The organism is Polynucleobacter sphagniphilus, from assembly GCF_029892205.1.
GTDB classification, from domain to species: domain Bacteria; phylum Pseudomonadota; class Gammaproteobacteria; order Burkholderiales; family Burkholderiaceae; genus Polynucleobacter; species Polynucleobacter sphagniphilus.
Map to the genome: position 1 here is coordinate 812,829 of NZ_JARXVX010000001.1, position 15,642 is coordinate 828,470.

The window sequence follows — 15,642 nt, forward strand, 5'->3', positions numbered from 1 at the left end:
TATTTTCAAAGCTCCGCATCAATAACTCCAATATTAGCTCTCAAAGAGCGATCCAAGTTTTCATTACGCATTTCTTTGAGGCTATCTAATAGGAAGTGCGCAAACCAAAGCGCAGAAAAAACAAATATCAAAGAGTAAATCCAAAGTGCCATAAAACTAAACACTGGAAACAGGATCAAAGCGAAAGCAGACGTAGCCCAGAAGAATGTGGGAATAGCACTCAACATGCCACTAGCAACCCCAATAAAGAGCAATGGCCAACGGTATTGAAGTAGCAATAAATCTCGTTCATTCTTACTGGCATGGCTTGCGAGAACGTCATAAGACATCAATCGCATAGTGAGCCAGCCCCATAACAATGGAGGCAATACAGCGACCAAGGGTGGCAACCACCACACAGGCAAAGTCACCAAAGTAACAATAATGCAAATGCATGTAGACCAAACGGCATACAAAATACCGTGGATCAGGTTGCCGCCATGAAGATATGCAAGATCACTATATGCTGCTTGGCGCGTAATCATTCGGATAATTGAGGGGGCTGTTGTAAATGCGATAAGGACTAATAAGCTAATCGCTATCAAAGGAATTATGAGCATGACAAAAAATAAAGGGGCTATCCAGGCCCGTGCCTGATCAAATCCCGTCCAAATTAACCCTTCCTGTATCCAACCAGAAAATAGAGAATTGGTGAGAAATGCACTGAGGATCTCTAATGCGGGAGACCAACAAAGCCAGATTAAACACCCCCAAGCAATTGAAACAATAATAAAGGGTCTAAAACTGAGCCAAATTATGCGAGGACTCATCATGCCGATGAGGGCCAAGCCAAAAGATTTGATAAGTCGATTAAAACTTTTCATCACTTAGATATTTCATGATCTTTGCTATAACTAAAGACTGGGGAGTTCTTTAATTTTTGCATGGCATTACAGAGAGTCTGCCATTGCTGGAGCAGAAGATTGTCGGAAAGCTGCAGATCTTCAACCCCAGTAGGGCAAGCCTCTGTAGTAAAAATTGCTGTGCTAAAAATCATATCCCACCAGGGAAATAAAACACCAAAATTACATCCTCCGAGGACTCCCGGTTTACCAGCAGCTTCATATCCATAACCTACAGCATGATGCATGCGATGAAAGATTGGGGAGACGAGTAAATATTTGGCCCATCCCAGATCGACTCGAATATTGGCATGCTGCCAGCTTTGGATAAACTGGCTAAGAACGACCAGAAATATAAACTGACTCGGTGTGACGCCGATTAAAAGCGCAAAGAAAGCAAAAACAAGCGCGCGTAAAATATCATCAAGAATGTGATTGCGATTATCTGACCAGGCCGTCATTACCCTTTGACTATGGTGCAATGCATGCAGCTGCCACCACCAATTGAAATGATGTGATGCTCGGTGATAAATATAATCAACAAAATCGAGCAGGATGAGATAGATTAAAAAGCTAATCCAAGGAACGGAGGTGATTCCAGGCCACCATCCCTCAACATTAAGTCTATCAAAGCGGAAATCATGCAAGAAAGAATCTAATTCAAAAAAGAAGCCCGATAGACATATAAATATTAAACCGTGAAATATGCCAAGACGATGAAAAAGTGTGTAGATAACATCGGATATGCTGGCCTTAGAAAATCTCGCCTGGCTTTCTGCTGGTTGTAGACGCTCCCATGTTCTGAGAACCAAAACAATCAATAAAATTTGGATACAGCCAAATAAAAACCAGTCAATGCCGTCATATACATCTTCTGCCCAGCTCATTAAGTCAAGACGATACAAAATAGGTCCAGCGAGATTGGTAAAAATAAACTCCTGAATACTTCCATAGAGTAGACCAAAAAACGAGGAGACTGTATTTAAAGTCATAAATTAGTGGGCTTCAGGGGTGCCAGTCTTTGGTAAAGTGGCAAAACAAAAGCCACGGCTTTTCAGATTCACAATGAGTGGCTCAAGCACTTCAGGAGCCCAAGGGTCCTTTCTTGACCAAATGCCTAAATGAGCCATGGTGATGTCGCCATCTTGTATTTCCCTACTTGCCTTTTCTAACAAGAGCGCATTGGGATAGGTTTTGGAATTTAATTCATCACCGAGAAAACCTGCTGAAGTCCAGGAGGTATGGTGATAGCCGCATTCGTTACCCATGTTAATTAAGCGAGGGGATGTTTTACCCCCTGGAGCGCGCCAGATTTTCTGAATAGGCTGCCCCGTCAACTGAATAAAGCGTTCATCCACTTTTCTAATCTGCCTACAAAATGTTGCCTCATTTTCAAGTACTGTCATGCCTGCTTTTGGACCAAACTGAGGTTTTATAAATACTTGATTTGATGGGCCATTTTTTACAAAATAATCATGATCGAATGTATGACTCCCAAAGTGATGCCCCTCTCGAACGCGCTCCTGCCAATAGGTTTTCCAGGAATCATCAAGGGCATAATCACCTCGGAATGTTTTTTCATTTGCCAAAAAAAAGGTGGCCCTCACTTTTTGGCGATTCAAAATATCGGCAACCGTTTGTGCAACGGACATATTGCCAGTATCAAATGTTAGGTATACCGTTTTAGAGCACCCTCCATTTTGAGATAAGGCGCTTGAACTCCAGCTTATAAATAAAATGCCCGTTGCGATGAGGAAAGCAATGTGTCTCCTAATCATATGCAACCTACTCCCATGAGGCTCGTGGATAAAAGAAGATGCCATGAGGAGAGCGCCCAACCGGTATGGTTGAGATTAATTTCATTGAAGGAATATCAATCACACCAACTTTTTTGGCAAAACGAAATGTTACCCACATCGTTTTTCCATCCGGAGTAATTTCCATGTCATCGGGCCCGGCAGGAAGGCCTGTGATCTCAGCTTCTTTTTGAAGTGTTTGCATATTAATTAAGCTAATCGTCGATGCTATACGATTACCAACAAAGACATGTTTTTTATCTCCAAGTGGTCGAAAGTTATGGGCTCCTTTGCCAGTAAAAATTCGCTTTACTTCCTTTTGATTTTTCCAATCAATCACTTGGACATTGTCTTCGCCAGTAATACCGATGAGCAAATACTGATCGCCTGGAGTCATCCATAGACCGGCAGGTACATGGCCCGTTGGGATTTTCCAGACAACAGTTTGGGTCTCTAGATCAATTGCAGCCAATTCACTAGAATCCTGAAGTGTGACAAAGCCAAGTTTGCTGTCGGAAGTAAATGCAATGTGACTAGGAGTCTTTCCGAGTTTGATGGATTTAGCCAGCTTCAAGTTGGTTCCATCAGCAGCATAAATATCTACACGATTGAGACGATTGCCGTTTGCTAAAAACCACTTGTGATTTGGTGAATAGCCAACCTGATATGGATCGATAATATTTGGTATACGCCCAGTCAGTTCGCCGCTTACAGGGTTCATTAAAACAACATCATTACCTGCAGCATTGGCTATCAGCAATGTTTTCTGATCTGGGGTCATCATCAAATGATGGGGTTCTTTACCAACGGGGATTGTTTTAACCACTTCCCGGCTTGGCATATCGATCAAGCTAACACTGGCATCCCCTGAATTGAGTACTACAGCAACTTTTGGCTCAATCGTCGAGCTCATTGGTGCCTGTGCATGAACAATCGCAACGCCAATTAAGGGTGCCACTAATGCGATCAAAAAATTACTAAAAATGCGCTTCATTTGGGAAATCGTATACATACGCATATTGTAAGCATTAAAGGCATAAAACAGCCCTGTTCTATGCCATTGTTTGATCTAGCGGAAGCTTGATAAAACCTTTTCAAGACGCTTTACAGACATAGGGCTTGGGGTTTTAAGCTCCTGGGCATAGAGCGCAACCCTTAATTCCTCCAATTGCCAGCGAAAATCTTGCAAAGCTGGATCCTCACCAGCAGCATAGGATCCAGCTCCTTTTAAACCCTGTATAAGCTTTTGCCAAGGCCGAGCAACCGATTCCCAATCCCTTTGGCACTGAGCATCACGAGGCGGATTTAAACGCATTTTATCAATCCGCATGGCGATTGCCTTCAGATATCTGGGCAAATGCACTAATTGAGCATATGGGATATCTAACACAAATTTGGGGAAGATAAGACCGGCAATTTGACCCTGAATATCAACATGGGCACTTGGAGAGACTGCCTTAGCTTGCGCTAATTTCTTCTGCAAATCTGCATAAGCCTGTAATGCAGATAGGGAGTGCCTTGCAATTTCTTGGGCGATTAATGCGAGCCTTGGTTTGCCGGCCTGCATGCGCTCCGTAAATTGCGCTGCGTTGATTGGCAAGGGGTCAATCATGAAGGCGCGCTCTATAGCGAGATTCAATATTTGCTCGGTTAGATCATCAATGGCGCCAATATGGATGAAGAGCAAGCCAATTTCACGAATTCCAGGTAACTGCTTTTGCAAAGATTTCAGAGTTTCTCGATTGGCTAAGCTAAATAATTTCCTTATTCCCTGCCAATGAAATTTACGAGCCTCTTGTATATCATCGAAAACCTCTAAATCACAATACTCTCCACGGTCAACAAGCGCCGGATAACCGAACAAAGTTTTGGATCCTTTTTGAATTTCAAGAGTCTCTGGTAGCCCTCCAAATTCCCATGTTCGGTAGCCCCCCTGCTCAACTTGCCTGATGGCTGCCGAGCTGGATTTGCTTGATTGAGCAACATTGGACGACGGTGATCTTATCCCTAACTCAGTTTCAACAACATCCTGAGCTATTGCTTGAAAAGCATGACGGGCACTTTCACTATACTGAGCACGAAGGCGTGCAATATTTCGCTCAACATCCAGTTGACGACCATGCTCATCAATTAATCTAAAGTTCATTGATGTATGTGCCGGAAGAGACTCCATCCTGAAATCAGTGCGCTTAATTTCCAGCCCGCGCTCTTTGCGAATATCGCTTATCAAGCTATCTAAATAATCACCCACTCCAAATCGATTCGATTCTAAAGAGCGCTCTAAAAATGACTTTGCATAATCTGGCAATGGAACGCAGTGACGACGTAATTTTTGTGGCAAGGACTTTAGGAGCAATAACGTTTTTTCTTCACACATCCCCGGCACCAGCCATTCGCATCTGCGGCCATCCACCTGATTAAGAGAGCTTAAGGGTACGACCAAGGTGACGCCGTCTTTTGGACTGCCAGGTTCAAAGTGATACGTCAATGCCAAATCCATGCCACCTACATTCATTTTTTTAGGATAGCGATCAATCGTGATGCCTGCTGCCTCATGCCGCATCAAATCATTTTTAGATAGTCGTAAAAGCTGATCAAGGTTGGTTGATTCATCGCCCTGTTTTTTTCTTAAGTACTCTTGTAAGTCTTTACGATTAAGAATCTCCTGGGGAAGGCGTGCGTTATAAAAGACATAGAGCAATTCATCGTCGACCAGAACATCCGGGCGTCGAGAACGGTGTTCCAAAGCTTCAATCTCTTTAGCTAGACGTCGGTTATGCCAGAAGAAATCAAATTCAGGATATTTCTTACGAGCATCAGATTCAGTTTCGCGAGCAAGTCCAGGGCTATCCATGCGCCCAAATAGTTCTTGTTGGACGAGCGCTTGTCTTATAAATAACTCTCTGGCCAACTTGGGGTCATATTTTTCATATCGAACTTTGCGACCGTGATAAATCGGCAATCCATACAAGGTAGCCCGCTCAAATGCCATGACCTCACCTTGGCGATTATCCCAAAAGGGGTCACTCAAAGATTTAATTAAGCGGTGTCCTGCTACTCGTTCAATCCATTGGGGTTCAATTTTTGCAATGGTCCGAGCATACATCCGATTGGTTTCCTGCAATTCCGCGGCCATAATCCAGGCGCCAGCCTTTTTACCCAAGGTTGAGCCTGGCCAAATAAATGGACGAATTCCACGTGCTCCAATATAGTTACCTGTTTTACTTCCTCGCTCTTGGGATTTTTCATCCTCTTCTTTTTTTGCTACATAGCCAAGTAAGCCAGTAAGCAAGGAGATATGAACTTGCTCATAAGTGGCTGGTAATTGATTTTCTTTCCACCCCTTCTCTCCAAGCATTGCGTGCAATTGACCATGAATATCGCGCCACTCACGCATGCGGCGAGGCGAAAGAAATTTACTTCTGCACAAAGATTCGAGTTGACGATTGCTATTCTTATGCTTTAAAGCATCTTGATACCAATCCCAGAGTTTAATAAAACTGAGAAATTCAGAGCGCTCATCGGCAAATTGTAAGTGAGCTTGATCGGCTGCCCCCGCTTGATCGATTGGTCTTTCTCGTGGATCCTGGGTCGCCAATGCCGAAGCAATGATGACAACCTCCCTCAAAGCATTGTTCTCTCTAGCAGCTAAAAGCATTCTGCCGATACGCGGATCCAGAGGCAAATCCGCCAACTGCCTACCAATTGCTGATAATGTAAATTGGCCGGATGAATCAGAGGCATCCTCCAGCTTGCTATTTTCAAAATCGATTGCTCCTAATTCGTCCAGGAGTTGAACGCCGTCCGTAATTGCCCTGCCTAATGGTTTGTCAATAAACGGAAAATCTTGAACTCTCGCTAACTTAAGAGAGGTCATTCTCAATATCACCGCTGCAAGCGAACTTCGCAGAATTTCTGGGTCAGTGAACTTAGGGCGTGCCAAATAATCTTGTTCGCTATACAGGCGTATACAAATACCATCCGATACACGACCACATCGACCAGCCCTTTGGTTGGCTGCAGCCTGAGAAATTGGCTCCACTTGAAGTTGCTCTACCTTATTACGATAAGAGTAGCGCTTTACCCTTGCAAGTCCGCTATCAATCACATAACGAATATTTGGTACGGTCAATGATGTTTCTGCAACATTGGTTGTCAATATGATGCGACGACCATTTCCTGGGGTAAAAACACGCTCTTGCTCAGCAACCGACTGACGGGCAAAAAGACTTAATATTTCTGGATGAAAGCGTTGTTGCAAAACATGATCTTTACGTAATGCTTCGGCACAATCCCTTATCTCACGCTCTCCAGGCAAAAAGACTAAAACATCGCCAGAGCCGCTGGCTCCTTCACCCCAAATTTTTGCGATTGCATTAGTGACACCCTCCGGTATTTCTTTAGCCTCTTTGGCAAATTTTTTATCCTCCAGCTTAGAGTCGGGCTCCAAAGGTTCATAGCGTTGCTCAACGGGAAATAGCCGTCCACTGACTTCGATTACTGGCGCAAGCTTGCCATTTACTGAAAAATGCTCAGAAAATCTCTTAGCATCTATTGTTGCTGAAGTGATGATTAATTTAAGATCAGGCCTCTTTGGTAATAACTGACTTAGATAACCCAATAAGAAATCAATATTTAAACTTCGTTCATGTGCCTCATCAATGATTAGGGTGTCATAGGAGCGCAGATAGGAGTCTCTTTGCGTTTCCGCAAGCAAGATGCCATCGGTCATCAACTTTATCGATGCGCTCTGACTGGTTTTATCTGAAAATCGAACCTGATAACCAACATCCACCCCAATAGGGCTTCCAAGCTCTTGAGCAATCCTTTTTGCTGTAGTGGTTGCGGCTATGCGGCGAGGTTGGGTATGGCCTATTAACTTCCCACCATTTACAGTACCCCTGCCTAAATCTAGACAAATTTTAGGTAATTGAGTCGTTTTGCCTGAACCAGTTTCACCGCAAATGATTACCACTTGATGGTTTGTAAGCGCATCTTGAATGATTTGACGCTGACCAGAGACAGGCAACTCCTCTGGAAAGCGAATAGACAAGCTGCGTGAGGTGTTGGATGGAGGCACGATAACTGGCATCGCATCGGGTTTTTGTTGGTTTATAGGCTTATGCACCCTATAATTTTCTCACTATGCCTACAAACGCGCCAAACACACCAGACAATAGCCCCGAATCGAGCTCAAACTTCCCGTTTGTGGGTTGGTTGCGCGATGTTGCCCCATATATACATAGTTTTCGGGAAAAGACCTTTGTCATTGCATTTGCAGGCGAATTGGCCCAAGAGATTGGATTGGAAAATCTGATTGAAGATATTGCCATGCTCCATGCGATGGGGATGCGCATCGTCTTAGTTCATGGAATCCGCCCGCAAATTGAAGAACAGCTCATGCTGAGGAATATTACAAGCAAGTTTGGCAAAAGTGCCCTTCATAGCTATCGAATTACTGATGCTGCTGCTCTAGAGTGTGTTAAGGAGGCCGCTGGCGAACTTCGCCTCGATATTGAGGCGGCATTTAGTCGCGGCTTACCAAACACCCCTATGGCCGGTTCTCGTATATCAGTTATCTCAGGCAATTTCATTACAGCCATGCCAGTTGGCGTAGTAGAGGGGGTTGATTACATCCATACCGGCTTGGTTAGAAAAGTGGACTCGACCTCAATTAAGCTTTCACTAGATAGCAACAAAATCGTCTTGTTATCCCCTTTGGGCTTCTCCCCTACTGGACAAGCCTTTAATCTGGCATATGAAGATGTTGCTGCATCTGCTGCTGCTGCTTTAAAAGCCGATAAATTGATTTTTCTAAGTCCCTATAGCGGCCTTAAAGATGATGAAGGCAATTACATTACCGAGCTTTCTTTACCGCAGCTGCAAGAATATATTTCTGCGCACAAAGATATTGACTTTGGTATGAAGAGCTTACTCAATATATCCAGTCGTGCCATCCGCGCCGGGGTGAGTCGTGTCCACTTCTTGCCAGCAAATCAAGATGGTGCACTGCTCGAAGAATTGTTTACTCATGATGGTATTGGCATGATGTTGGCCTCATCTGATATTGAAAATCTGCGTGAAGCCAATCAAGATGACGTTGGCGGTATTTTGCAGCTAACGATGCCTCTAGAGGAAGAGGGAATTTTGGCGGCACGCGGGCAAGACGTTATTGAGCGTGATATTCACCGCTTTTCTGTCATTGAACATGATCGGGTTTTATTCGGTTGTGCAGCTCTTTTTCCATTCCCCAATGGGGTTGGTGAACTTGCATGCCTCGCCGTTGATCCAGATGTTCAAGGTTCAGGAGATGGAGAGCGCTTATTAAAGCGCATTGAAATGAGGGCCAAACAAGAGGGTATTAAGAGCCTCTTTGTTCTCACAACCCGAACCGAGCATTGGTTTTTAAAGCGTGGCTTTAAACGTGCATCAGTGGATGATTTGCCAGAAGAAAGAAAACAGATTTATAACTGGGATCGTAAATCAATGGTTCTTACAAAAGACCTATAAAATCTCAAGGTTCCCACTAATAAATTAGGCAATTTGAAAGGCTTTCAAAAATGGCACGCACAGTTCAATGCATCAAACTCAATAAAGAGGGCGAAGGATTAGATTTTGCTCCTTTGCCTGGCGAGTTAGGCAAGAAAATCTGGAATCAGGTATCCAAGGAGGCTTGGGCCGGCTGGTTAAAACACCAAACAATGCTTATCAATGAAAACCGACTCAATATGGCCGACCCTCGTGCGCGTCAATATTTGTTAAAGCAAGTGGAAAAGTATTTTTTTGAAGGCGGCGCAGACATGGCGCAAGGTTACGTACCGCCAACAGAACTTCCAGATTGATCAATGCCTTAAAAAGTCAGGCGGCTAACGCCTGACTCATTGCTGACAAGTAATATATCAGCCTTTTCTTTAGCAAATAATCCCACAGTAATGACCCCAGCAATCTGATTAATTTCAGATTCAAGCTTGAGTGGATTGGTGATTTTCAATCCGGAGATATCCAATATCCAGCCACCATTATCGGTAACGAACGGTGCGCTTGGGGTTTGATCTAAATCTTCGCGAGTTGCTTTTGCAAGTCGCAAACTGACAGTTCCACCTAATTTTTCTAATTCGCGCTGAACCGCCCCTTTTGCAAGTGGAATAACTTCAACAGGCAAGGCAAAGCCTCCAAGCGACTCAACTTGTTTAGAAGAATCACAGATGCAAATAAATTGCTGAGCCATTGAAGCAATAATCTTTTCACGTGTCAGGGCGCCACCTCCACCCTTAATCATGTTTCCGCTGCCGTCAATTTCATCGGCACCATCAACATATGCCGGTAAGGTTGATACCTCATTTGGATCAAGTACCTTGAAGCCATGTTTTAAAAGTCGTCCAGTAGTGGCATTGGAGCTAGAAACTGTTCCAGCAAAGTGATCCTTGTAGGGGGCCAAAGCATCAATAAAGCAGTTGGCTGTTGAACCAGTTCCAATGCCTAGGATTTGACCCCTTGGGAGACGTAGTACTTCCTCGCAAGCCGCCTGCCCTACCAGCAACTTGAGCTGATCCTGATTCATATTTTTTCCCAGTACATTTCCAAAAGAATTCGGCTTAGATTAACTATCATATGATATTGCAAGATACATCACTTTTAGAGCAATTCAATAGATATGACTAATAGCGCACTGAGCCAATTAAAAGCCTTCACAACCGTTGTTGCCGATACTGGTGACTTTGAACGAATGGAGGCCTACAAGCCTCAAGATGCAACCACAAACCCCTCTTTGATATTGAAGGCGGTCCTGCAGGCAAACTATCAAAATTTAGTTTTAAGAGTCAAAAGGGAGCACTCTGGATTTAGCCCTGTTGATCTGGTAGACCATATTTTAGTAGCCTTTGGAATGGAAATCCTCAACATCGTACCCGGACGCGTCTCCACTGAGGTAGATGCCCGCCTATCATTTGACACCAAAGCTACAGTTAAAAAAGCAAAACATCTCATTAGCCTTTACGAAGCCAATGGAATTGATCGAAAACGTGTACTCATTAAACTTGCCGGCACCTGGGAAGGTATACAAGCCGCAAAAGAACTTGAAATATCGGGTATTCATTGCAATATGACGCTGCTCTTTTCACTCGTACAGGCTGCAGCTTGTGGGGCCGTTAATGCAAAACTAATCTCTCCGTTTGTTGGGCGTATTACCGATTGGCATAAATCTAAATTAGGAAGCAATTGGAGTGATGTCAACAATGGCGGGGCCAATGATCCTGGAGTAATTTCTGTTAAAAATATTTTTCATTACTACAAGCACTTTGGTATTCAAACTGAAATTATGGGGGCGAGTTTTCGAAATACCAGTCAAATCCTGGAATTGGCAGGCTGCGATTTACTCACAATCAGTCCGGAGCTTTTGGAAGAGCTATCTGCAAGTGATCAAACAGTTTTAAGAAAGTTGGATGCAAATAAATCAATTAGCAATTTAATCCCCCTTCAGTTGGATGAATCTTCCTTTCGACTACAGTTAAATAATGATGCAATGGCAACAGAAAAATTAGCGGAAGGAATCCGTAATTTTTGTGTTGATACAGAAAAACTAAAAGCTTTTCTAGGGCAATAAAAAAGGGCAACAGCCCTCTTTTAATGCATTGCATCAGACTGACTTAGTTGAAGGAAATTATGTGCAGATCACTTTGCTGGCTTTGCTAAACGCTGCCTTAATGCCTCATACAAGCAAACGCCGCTTGCTACTGAAACATTTAAGCTGGAGACCACGCCTTGCATCGGTATGTGGACAAGCTCATCACAGGTTTCTTTAGTCAAGCGACGCATACCCTCACCTTCCGCACCCATCACGATGGCAATTGAACCCGTCAGGTCAATGTCGTAAATGGATTTCTCAGCCCCATCATCTGTGCCGATAATCCACACACCCGACTCTTGCATCTCTTTCATGCTGCGAACCAGATTGGTCACTGTGATAACTGGCATCACTTCAGAGGCGCCGCTAGATACTTTACTCACTGTAGCATTGATTGAAGCTGAACGGTCTTTGGGGATCACTACCGCGTTCACACCAGCACCATCGGCAACTCTTAAACAGGCGCCAAAGTTATGGGGATCGGTTACACCATCCAAAATAAGGAATAAAGGCTTTTCCTTTGCACCTTCCACATCCTCAATTACCTCGGTAATAGTGCGCGCAATAGTCATTTTTTCTGCCAAAGCGACAACACCCTGATGACGATCATGACCGGCTAACTTATGCAGTCTTTCGGCATCTGCAGCATGAAGTCTTTCCCCTAAAGTTTCTTCCGCCTGCTTTAAAAAATCTCCCATACGCCTGTCACGGCGGCTCGGATCAAAATACACCGATTTAAGACTTTCGGGATCAACACGTAAGCGCGCTTGAACTGCATGAAATCCTACCAATATTTGCTTCATTAATTTCCCATCGCCAATCTATAGTTACTTACGTCTTGCTTTTGTATTGCGAACTGGTGGTTTAGAACCGGCTGGCTTTCCCGGAGTTCTACTTGGGCTAATCAACTTGCCACCTGCTTTATTTGTTTTTTTACCAGCCCGAGCTTTCGATTGGGTCGCACCTAAATTACCTGCTGACTTAGCGGCATTTACATTGACGCCGCCATGTTTTTGAGGTTCTTTGTTGGTTACTCGGCCTTTTTTTGGTATTTGCTTTTTATTAGACCGAGCGGGGTCACTAGCAAGAATAAGCTGTCGTCTTCCCGCGCTACTCCCCGGCTCAGCACCTACCGACTTGACTAAACTAAATTCAATTTTTCGGGCATCTAGATCGACGCGACTGACCAAGACATGAACTCGATCACCCAAGCGATAACGAATGCCGGTGCGCTCACCACGAAGCTCTTGGCGGGCTTCATCATATTGAAAATAATCACCGCCTAATTCAGTAACGTGAATCATTCCTTCTACAAAAAGATTCTCTAGCTGCACAAATAAACCGAATGTTGCTACACCAGTGACAGTACCAGAATATTCTTGACCAAGATGATCGCGCATGTAATAGCATTTAAGCCAAGCTTCTACATCGCGCGATGCTTCATCCGCCCTACGTTCATTGGATGAGCAGTGGACACCAAGTTGACCCCAAATCGGCAATGAAGCATTTGCCCCTTTTGGTAAACGAACCCCTTTTGCAGCGGCCTCTTTGCGGTCAGTATGTGATTTTTTGGCATTCACAGCATTTTCTCGCCCCTTACCTTTGCGAGGTAAAGTCAGATTCAGTGGCACCTTGGGAGGTAAAACTGGCACATAGGGCTTTTTTTGCAGAATGGATTTAATGACGCGATGGGTAAGCAAGTCAGGATAGCGTCTTATAGGGCTAGTGAAATGGGAGTAAGCGGGATAGGCTAAACCAAAGTGCCCCTCATTGTCTGGCTGATACATTGCCTGCTGCATTGCCCGTAGGACAACAGACTGAAGCATATTTGCATCAGGCCTATCCTTAATTTCACGCATTAATTTTGCAAAATCTCTAGGTTTAGGCTTGTCACCACCATCAAGGGATAGTCCGGATGTACGTAGAACTTGACGCAATGTGACTAATTTTTCCTCAGAGGGTTCACCATGAACACGATAAAGGCTGAGATGCTTATTCTTGGCAATAAAATCCGCAGCGCAAACGTTTGCAGTAAGCATGCATTCTTCGATAAGACGATGCGCTTCATTACGAATGCGTGGTTCGATTCTTAAGATCTTACCGAGCTCATTGCTAATGATTTGCGTTTCAGTAGTCTCAAACTCAATTGCGCCACGTTTTTGACGGGCCTCAAGTAAGATTTTATACAGGGAAAATAAGTTTGTGAGTAGCGGTCTAAATTCTGCAAAACGGGCCGCCTCAGGACCCTTGCTGTTTGAAAGAATCTCCCAAACAGTGTCATACGTAAAGCGCTGGGCAGAATGCATCACTGCTGGATAAAATTGATAAGCTAGAACCACTCCATTGCCATCAACCACTGAGTCACAAACCATGCAGAGACGATCCACCCCAGGATTTAAAGAGCAAAGCCCATTGGAGATTTTTTCAGGCAGCATGGGGATCACACGCCTTGGAAAATAAACTGAGGTAGCTCGCAGTAAGCCTTCGTCATCGAGGGGGTGTCCAGGCTTAACGTAATGAGACACATCAGCAATCGCAACAATTAAACGCCATGCTTTTGATTTTCCATACGTGACTGGCTCGCAATATACGGCGTCATCAAAATCTCGTGCATCTGCACCGTCAATAGTAACGAGCGGTACGTCTCGCAAATCTACTCGACCTTCTAAATCAGATTGCTGCACAGTGTCCGGAAGTGCATTAGCCTCCTTCATGGCAGCTGGAGAAAAGATGTGTGGAACGCCATATTTACGTACGGCAATTTCAATTTCCATGCCGGGATCATCAATTTCACCAAGCACTTCGACTACACGTCCCACTGCTTGACGATAGCTGTCTGGATAGTCAATGATTTCAGCACTAACAACCTGACCCAGTTTTGCGTTACCTTGCGCTTTGGGCGGTATCAAAATGTCATGGCCAATGCGTTTGTCTTCTGGCGCAACAATCAATACACCATTTTCATTCAGCAAACGACCAATTACCACCTTGTTGGCATGAATGATCACATCCACAATCTGACCTTCAGGCCTGCCACGCCTATCAGTACCCAATACCCTTACATTTACTTTGTCGCCATGCATGACTCGAGACATTTCCTTTTCTGAAAGGAAGATATCCTCACCGCCGTCATCCGGAATGACAAATCCAAATCCATCTCGGTGGCCTTGAACTGTTCCTAAACGGTCAGCCTCACGAGGTACCAAACTTTTTGCTTTACGCATTTAATTCCTTCGGCAATACATGCCTTATATCCATATTTTTGTTATTCACTAAGGCTACTGTATCAAACCGTTGAGTCTGAAGGGAAAAAGCCGAATTGAGGGTATAAAAAAGAGATCGGAACGCCCCACCCCTTATAATGATGGAATGCCCAGATGGCGAAATTGGTAGACGCACCAGCTTCAGGTGCTGGCGATCGAAAGGTTGTGGAGGTTCGAGTCCTCTTCTGGGCACCAAACAAGGTTTAACGGCTCTCTACGCCCGTTATTACATGGTCAGTATAAAGAAAACTGGCCGATTCTACATAAAACTACATAAAGTCTATATGGGGGTGCTTTCTTAGAATGCAACCCCGCCTTTTTAAGATTTGCTTAGGAGTCACGGTGGTCCCTGCAAGATCTCAAGCCCGCCAATTTTTTTTAAAATTTTTTCATTCATGAAGTTTAAAGACGGCCTAATGGTTCGGTCTTGTTGAGTTATTTTTTCAGGCAAATTGTTGTGAGATACAAGCCTTGGCCAGGGGTTGAGATTGCCGCCCTAATGCAGAACGGATTGATATCAAACTCTATAATGGGCACATGAAAAAACATCTTTTTGGTCTTGTCTGCGCCACCCTGTTAAGCAACTCCTACAGCGTCATTGCCGCCCCAGAATCTAGCAGCTCTAGCACCTCAAACATCAACTTCTTTGCGACCGTGAACAACACGATGCTGACAAAGGGCTTGCTAGATCTGAACGTGAAAGCTGCTGTAGCGCAAGGTCAAAAAAATACGCCTGAATTACAAAAGGCCTTGAAAGATGAGCTCATCAATCGCGAGCTCTTAGCCCAGCAGGCTGAGCGCATGGACCTTGAAAAAGGGATTGACTTAGATGACCAATACACGCAGCTGCGCCAAACTCTCCTAATACAGGCTTTAGTAGAAGATCACTTTAAGCAGTCCCCTATTACCGATACCCAGCTGCGCCAAGAGTACGACCGCCAGCGCAAGCTTACCGGTGATGCTGCCTCAGGCTATCAGTACCGTATCAGCGAAATCGTTGTCAACAATGAATCCGATGCTATTGACCTCATTAATCGCATCAACAAGGGTGAACTGTTTGGAAAATTAGCCCAGCAGTA

11 protein-coding genes, 1 tRNA gene and 1 pseudogene are annotated in these 15,642 nt (G+C 44.3%); 5 read left to right on the forward strand and 8 right to left on the reverse strand.

The genetic code is table 11. The annotated features are described in order from the left end of the window. Positions 1 to 5: 5 nt before the first annotated feature. The 5 genes from M2125_RS04280 to hrpA all read right to left on the reverse strand — a co-directional run bounded on the left by M2125_RS04280 (position 6) and on the right by hrpA (position 7,769). Positions 6 to 863 carry an EI24 domain-containing protein gene (locus M2125_RS04280; RefSeq protein WP_076024286.1) on the reverse strand — a complete coding sequence of 286 codons (858 nt, stop codon included), beginning with the start codon at positions 861 to 863 and terminating at the stop codon, positions 6 to 8. Continuing rightward, positions 863 to 1,873: a sterol desaturase family protein gene (locus tag M2125_RS04285; RefSeq protein ID WP_280741547.1), complete on the reverse strand. Its 1,011-nt coding sequence runs from the start codon at positions 1,871 to 1,873 to the stop codon at positions 863 to 865. Before M2125_RS04285 ends, M2125_RS04280 begins: the two co-directional genes overlap by 1 nt. Before the next feature lie 3 nt (positions 1,874 to 1,876). Beyond that, positions 1,877 to 2,704, reverse strand: a complete 828-nt coding sequence (locus tag M2125_RS04290; protein ID WP_280742527.1) for a polysaccharide deacetylase family protein — start codon at positions 2,702 to 2,704, stop codon at positions 1,877 to 1,879. After that, positions 2,667 to 3,671 (reverse strand): YVTN family beta-propeller repeat protein, encoded by a 1,005-nt coding sequence (locus M2125_RS04295; RefSeq protein ID WP_425334233.1) that lies wholly within the window; start codon positions 3,669 to 3,671, stop codon positions 2,667 to 2,669. Before M2125_RS04295 ends, M2125_RS04290 begins: the two co-directional genes overlap by 38 nt. A gap of 75 nt (positions 3,672 to 3,746) precedes the next feature. Continuing rightward, on the reverse strand, positions 3,747 to 7,769 hold the full coding sequence (gene hrpA, locus M2125_RS04300) for an ATP-dependent RNA helicase HrpA (RefSeq protein ID WP_425334234.1): 4,023 nt from the start codon (positions 7,767 to 7,769) through the stop codon (positions 3,747 to 3,749). 53 nt (positions 7,770 to 7,822) lie between these two features. Here hrpA and argA point away from each other — a divergent pair, with 53 nt between their 5' ends. Then, a complete protein-coding gene (gene argA / locus M2125_RS04305; protein WP_076024088.1) occupies positions 7,823 to 9,187 on the forward strand; it encodes an amino-acid N-acetyltransferase in 1,365 nt (454 codons plus the stop codon). A gap of 50 nt (positions 9,188 to 9,237) precedes the next feature. Further along, positions 9,238 to 9,519 carry an oxidative damage protection protein gene (locus M2125_RS04310; protein WP_277541179.1) on the forward strand — a complete coding sequence of 94 codons (282 nt, stop codon included), beginning with the start codon at positions 9,238 to 9,240 and terminating at the stop codon, positions 9,517 to 9,519. Positions 9,520 to 9,527: 8 nt separating this feature from the next. Here the strand turns inward: M2125_RS04310 and rpiA are convergent, their stop codons facing one another. Further along, positions 9,528 to 10,238: a ribose-5-phosphate isomerase RpiA gene (gene rpiA, locus M2125_RS04315; RefSeq protein ID WP_076024089.1), complete on the reverse strand. Its 711-nt coding sequence runs from the start codon at positions 10,236 to 10,238 to the stop codon at positions 9,528 to 9,530. Between the two features lie 93 nt (positions 10,239 to 10,331). On the opposite strand from rpiA, the gene tal reads away from it, so the two are divergent. Then, positions 10,332 to 11,279 (forward strand): transaldolase, encoded by a 948-nt coding sequence (tal, locus tag M2125_RS04320; RefSeq protein WP_076024090.1) that lies wholly within the window; start codon positions 10,332 to 10,334, stop codon positions 11,277 to 11,279. Positions 11,280 to 11,347: 68 nt separating this feature from the next. On the opposite strand, the gene rlmB is transcribed toward tal, so the two are convergent. Continuing rightward, positions 11,348 to 12,103 (reverse strand): 23S rRNA (guanosine(2251)-2'-O)-methyltransferase RlmB, encoded by a 756-nt coding sequence (rlmB, locus tag M2125_RS04325; protein WP_280742529.1) that lies wholly within the window; start codon positions 12,101 to 12,103, stop codon positions 11,348 to 11,350. A gap of 24 nt (positions 12,104 to 12,127) precedes the next feature. Further along, positions 12,128 to 14,524, reverse strand: a complete 2,397-nt coding sequence (gene rnr, locus M2125_RS04330) for a ribonuclease R (RefSeq protein ID WP_277541187.1) — start codon at positions 14,522 to 14,524, stop codon at positions 12,128 to 12,130. Positions 14,525 to 14,671: 147 nt separating this feature from the next. Here rnr and M2125_RS04335 point away from each other — a divergent pair. Next, positions 14,672 to 14,758: transfer RNA gene (locus M2125_RS04335), tRNA-Leu, on the forward strand. A gap of 342 nt (positions 14,759 to 15,100) precedes the next feature. Continuing rightward, positions 15,101 to 15,642, forward strand: a pseudogene (locus M2125_RS04340) (hypothetical protein); the annotation flags it as partial.

What these genes read in the sequence shown, in the direction of transcription:
- M2125_RS04280 (WP_076024286.1), bottom strand. Translation starts at nt 863, where the DNA reads ATGAAAAGTTTTAATCGACTTATCAAATCTTTTGGCTTGGCCCTCATC.
- M2125_RS04285 (WP_280741547.1), bottom strand. Translation starts at nt 1,873, where the DNA reads ATGACTTTAAATACAGTCTCCTCGTTTTTTGGTCTACTCTATGGAAGT.
- M2125_RS04290 (WP_280742527.1), bottom strand. Translation starts at nt 2,704, where the DNA reads ATGGCATCTTCTTTTATCCACGAGCCTCATGGGAGTAGGTTGCATATG.
- M2125_RS04295 (WP_425334233.1), bottom strand. Translation starts at nt 3,671, where the DNA reads ATGAAGCGCATTTTTAGTAATTTTTTGATCGCATTAGTGGCACCCTTA.
- hrpA (WP_425334234.1), bottom strand. Translation starts at nt 7,769, where the DNA reads ATGCCAGTTATCGTGCCTCCATCCAACACCTCACGCAGCTTGTCTATT.
- argA (WP_076024088.1), top strand. Translation starts at nt 7,823, where the DNA reads ATGCCTACAAACGCGCCAAACACACCAGACAATAGCCCCGAATCGAGC.
- M2125_RS04310 (WP_277541179.1), top strand. Translation starts at nt 9,238, where the DNA reads ATGGCACGCACAGTTCAATGCATCAAACTCAATAAAGAGGGCGAAGGA.
- rpiA (WP_076024089.1), bottom strand. Translation starts at nt 10,238, where the DNA reads ATGAATCAGGATCAGCTCAAGTTGCTGGTAGGGCAGGCGGCTTGCGAG.
- tal (WP_076024090.1), top strand. Translation starts at nt 10,332, where the DNA reads ATGACTAATAGCGCACTGAGCCAATTAAAAGCCTTCACAACCGTTGTT.
- rlmB (WP_280742529.1), bottom strand. Translation starts at nt 12,103, where the DNA reads ATGAAGCAAATATTGGTAGGATTTCATGCAGTTCAAGCGCGCTTACGT.
- rnr (WP_277541187.1), bottom strand. Translation starts at nt 14,524, where the DNA reads ATGCGTAAAGCAAAAAGTTTGGTACCTCGTGAGGCTGACCGTTTAGGA.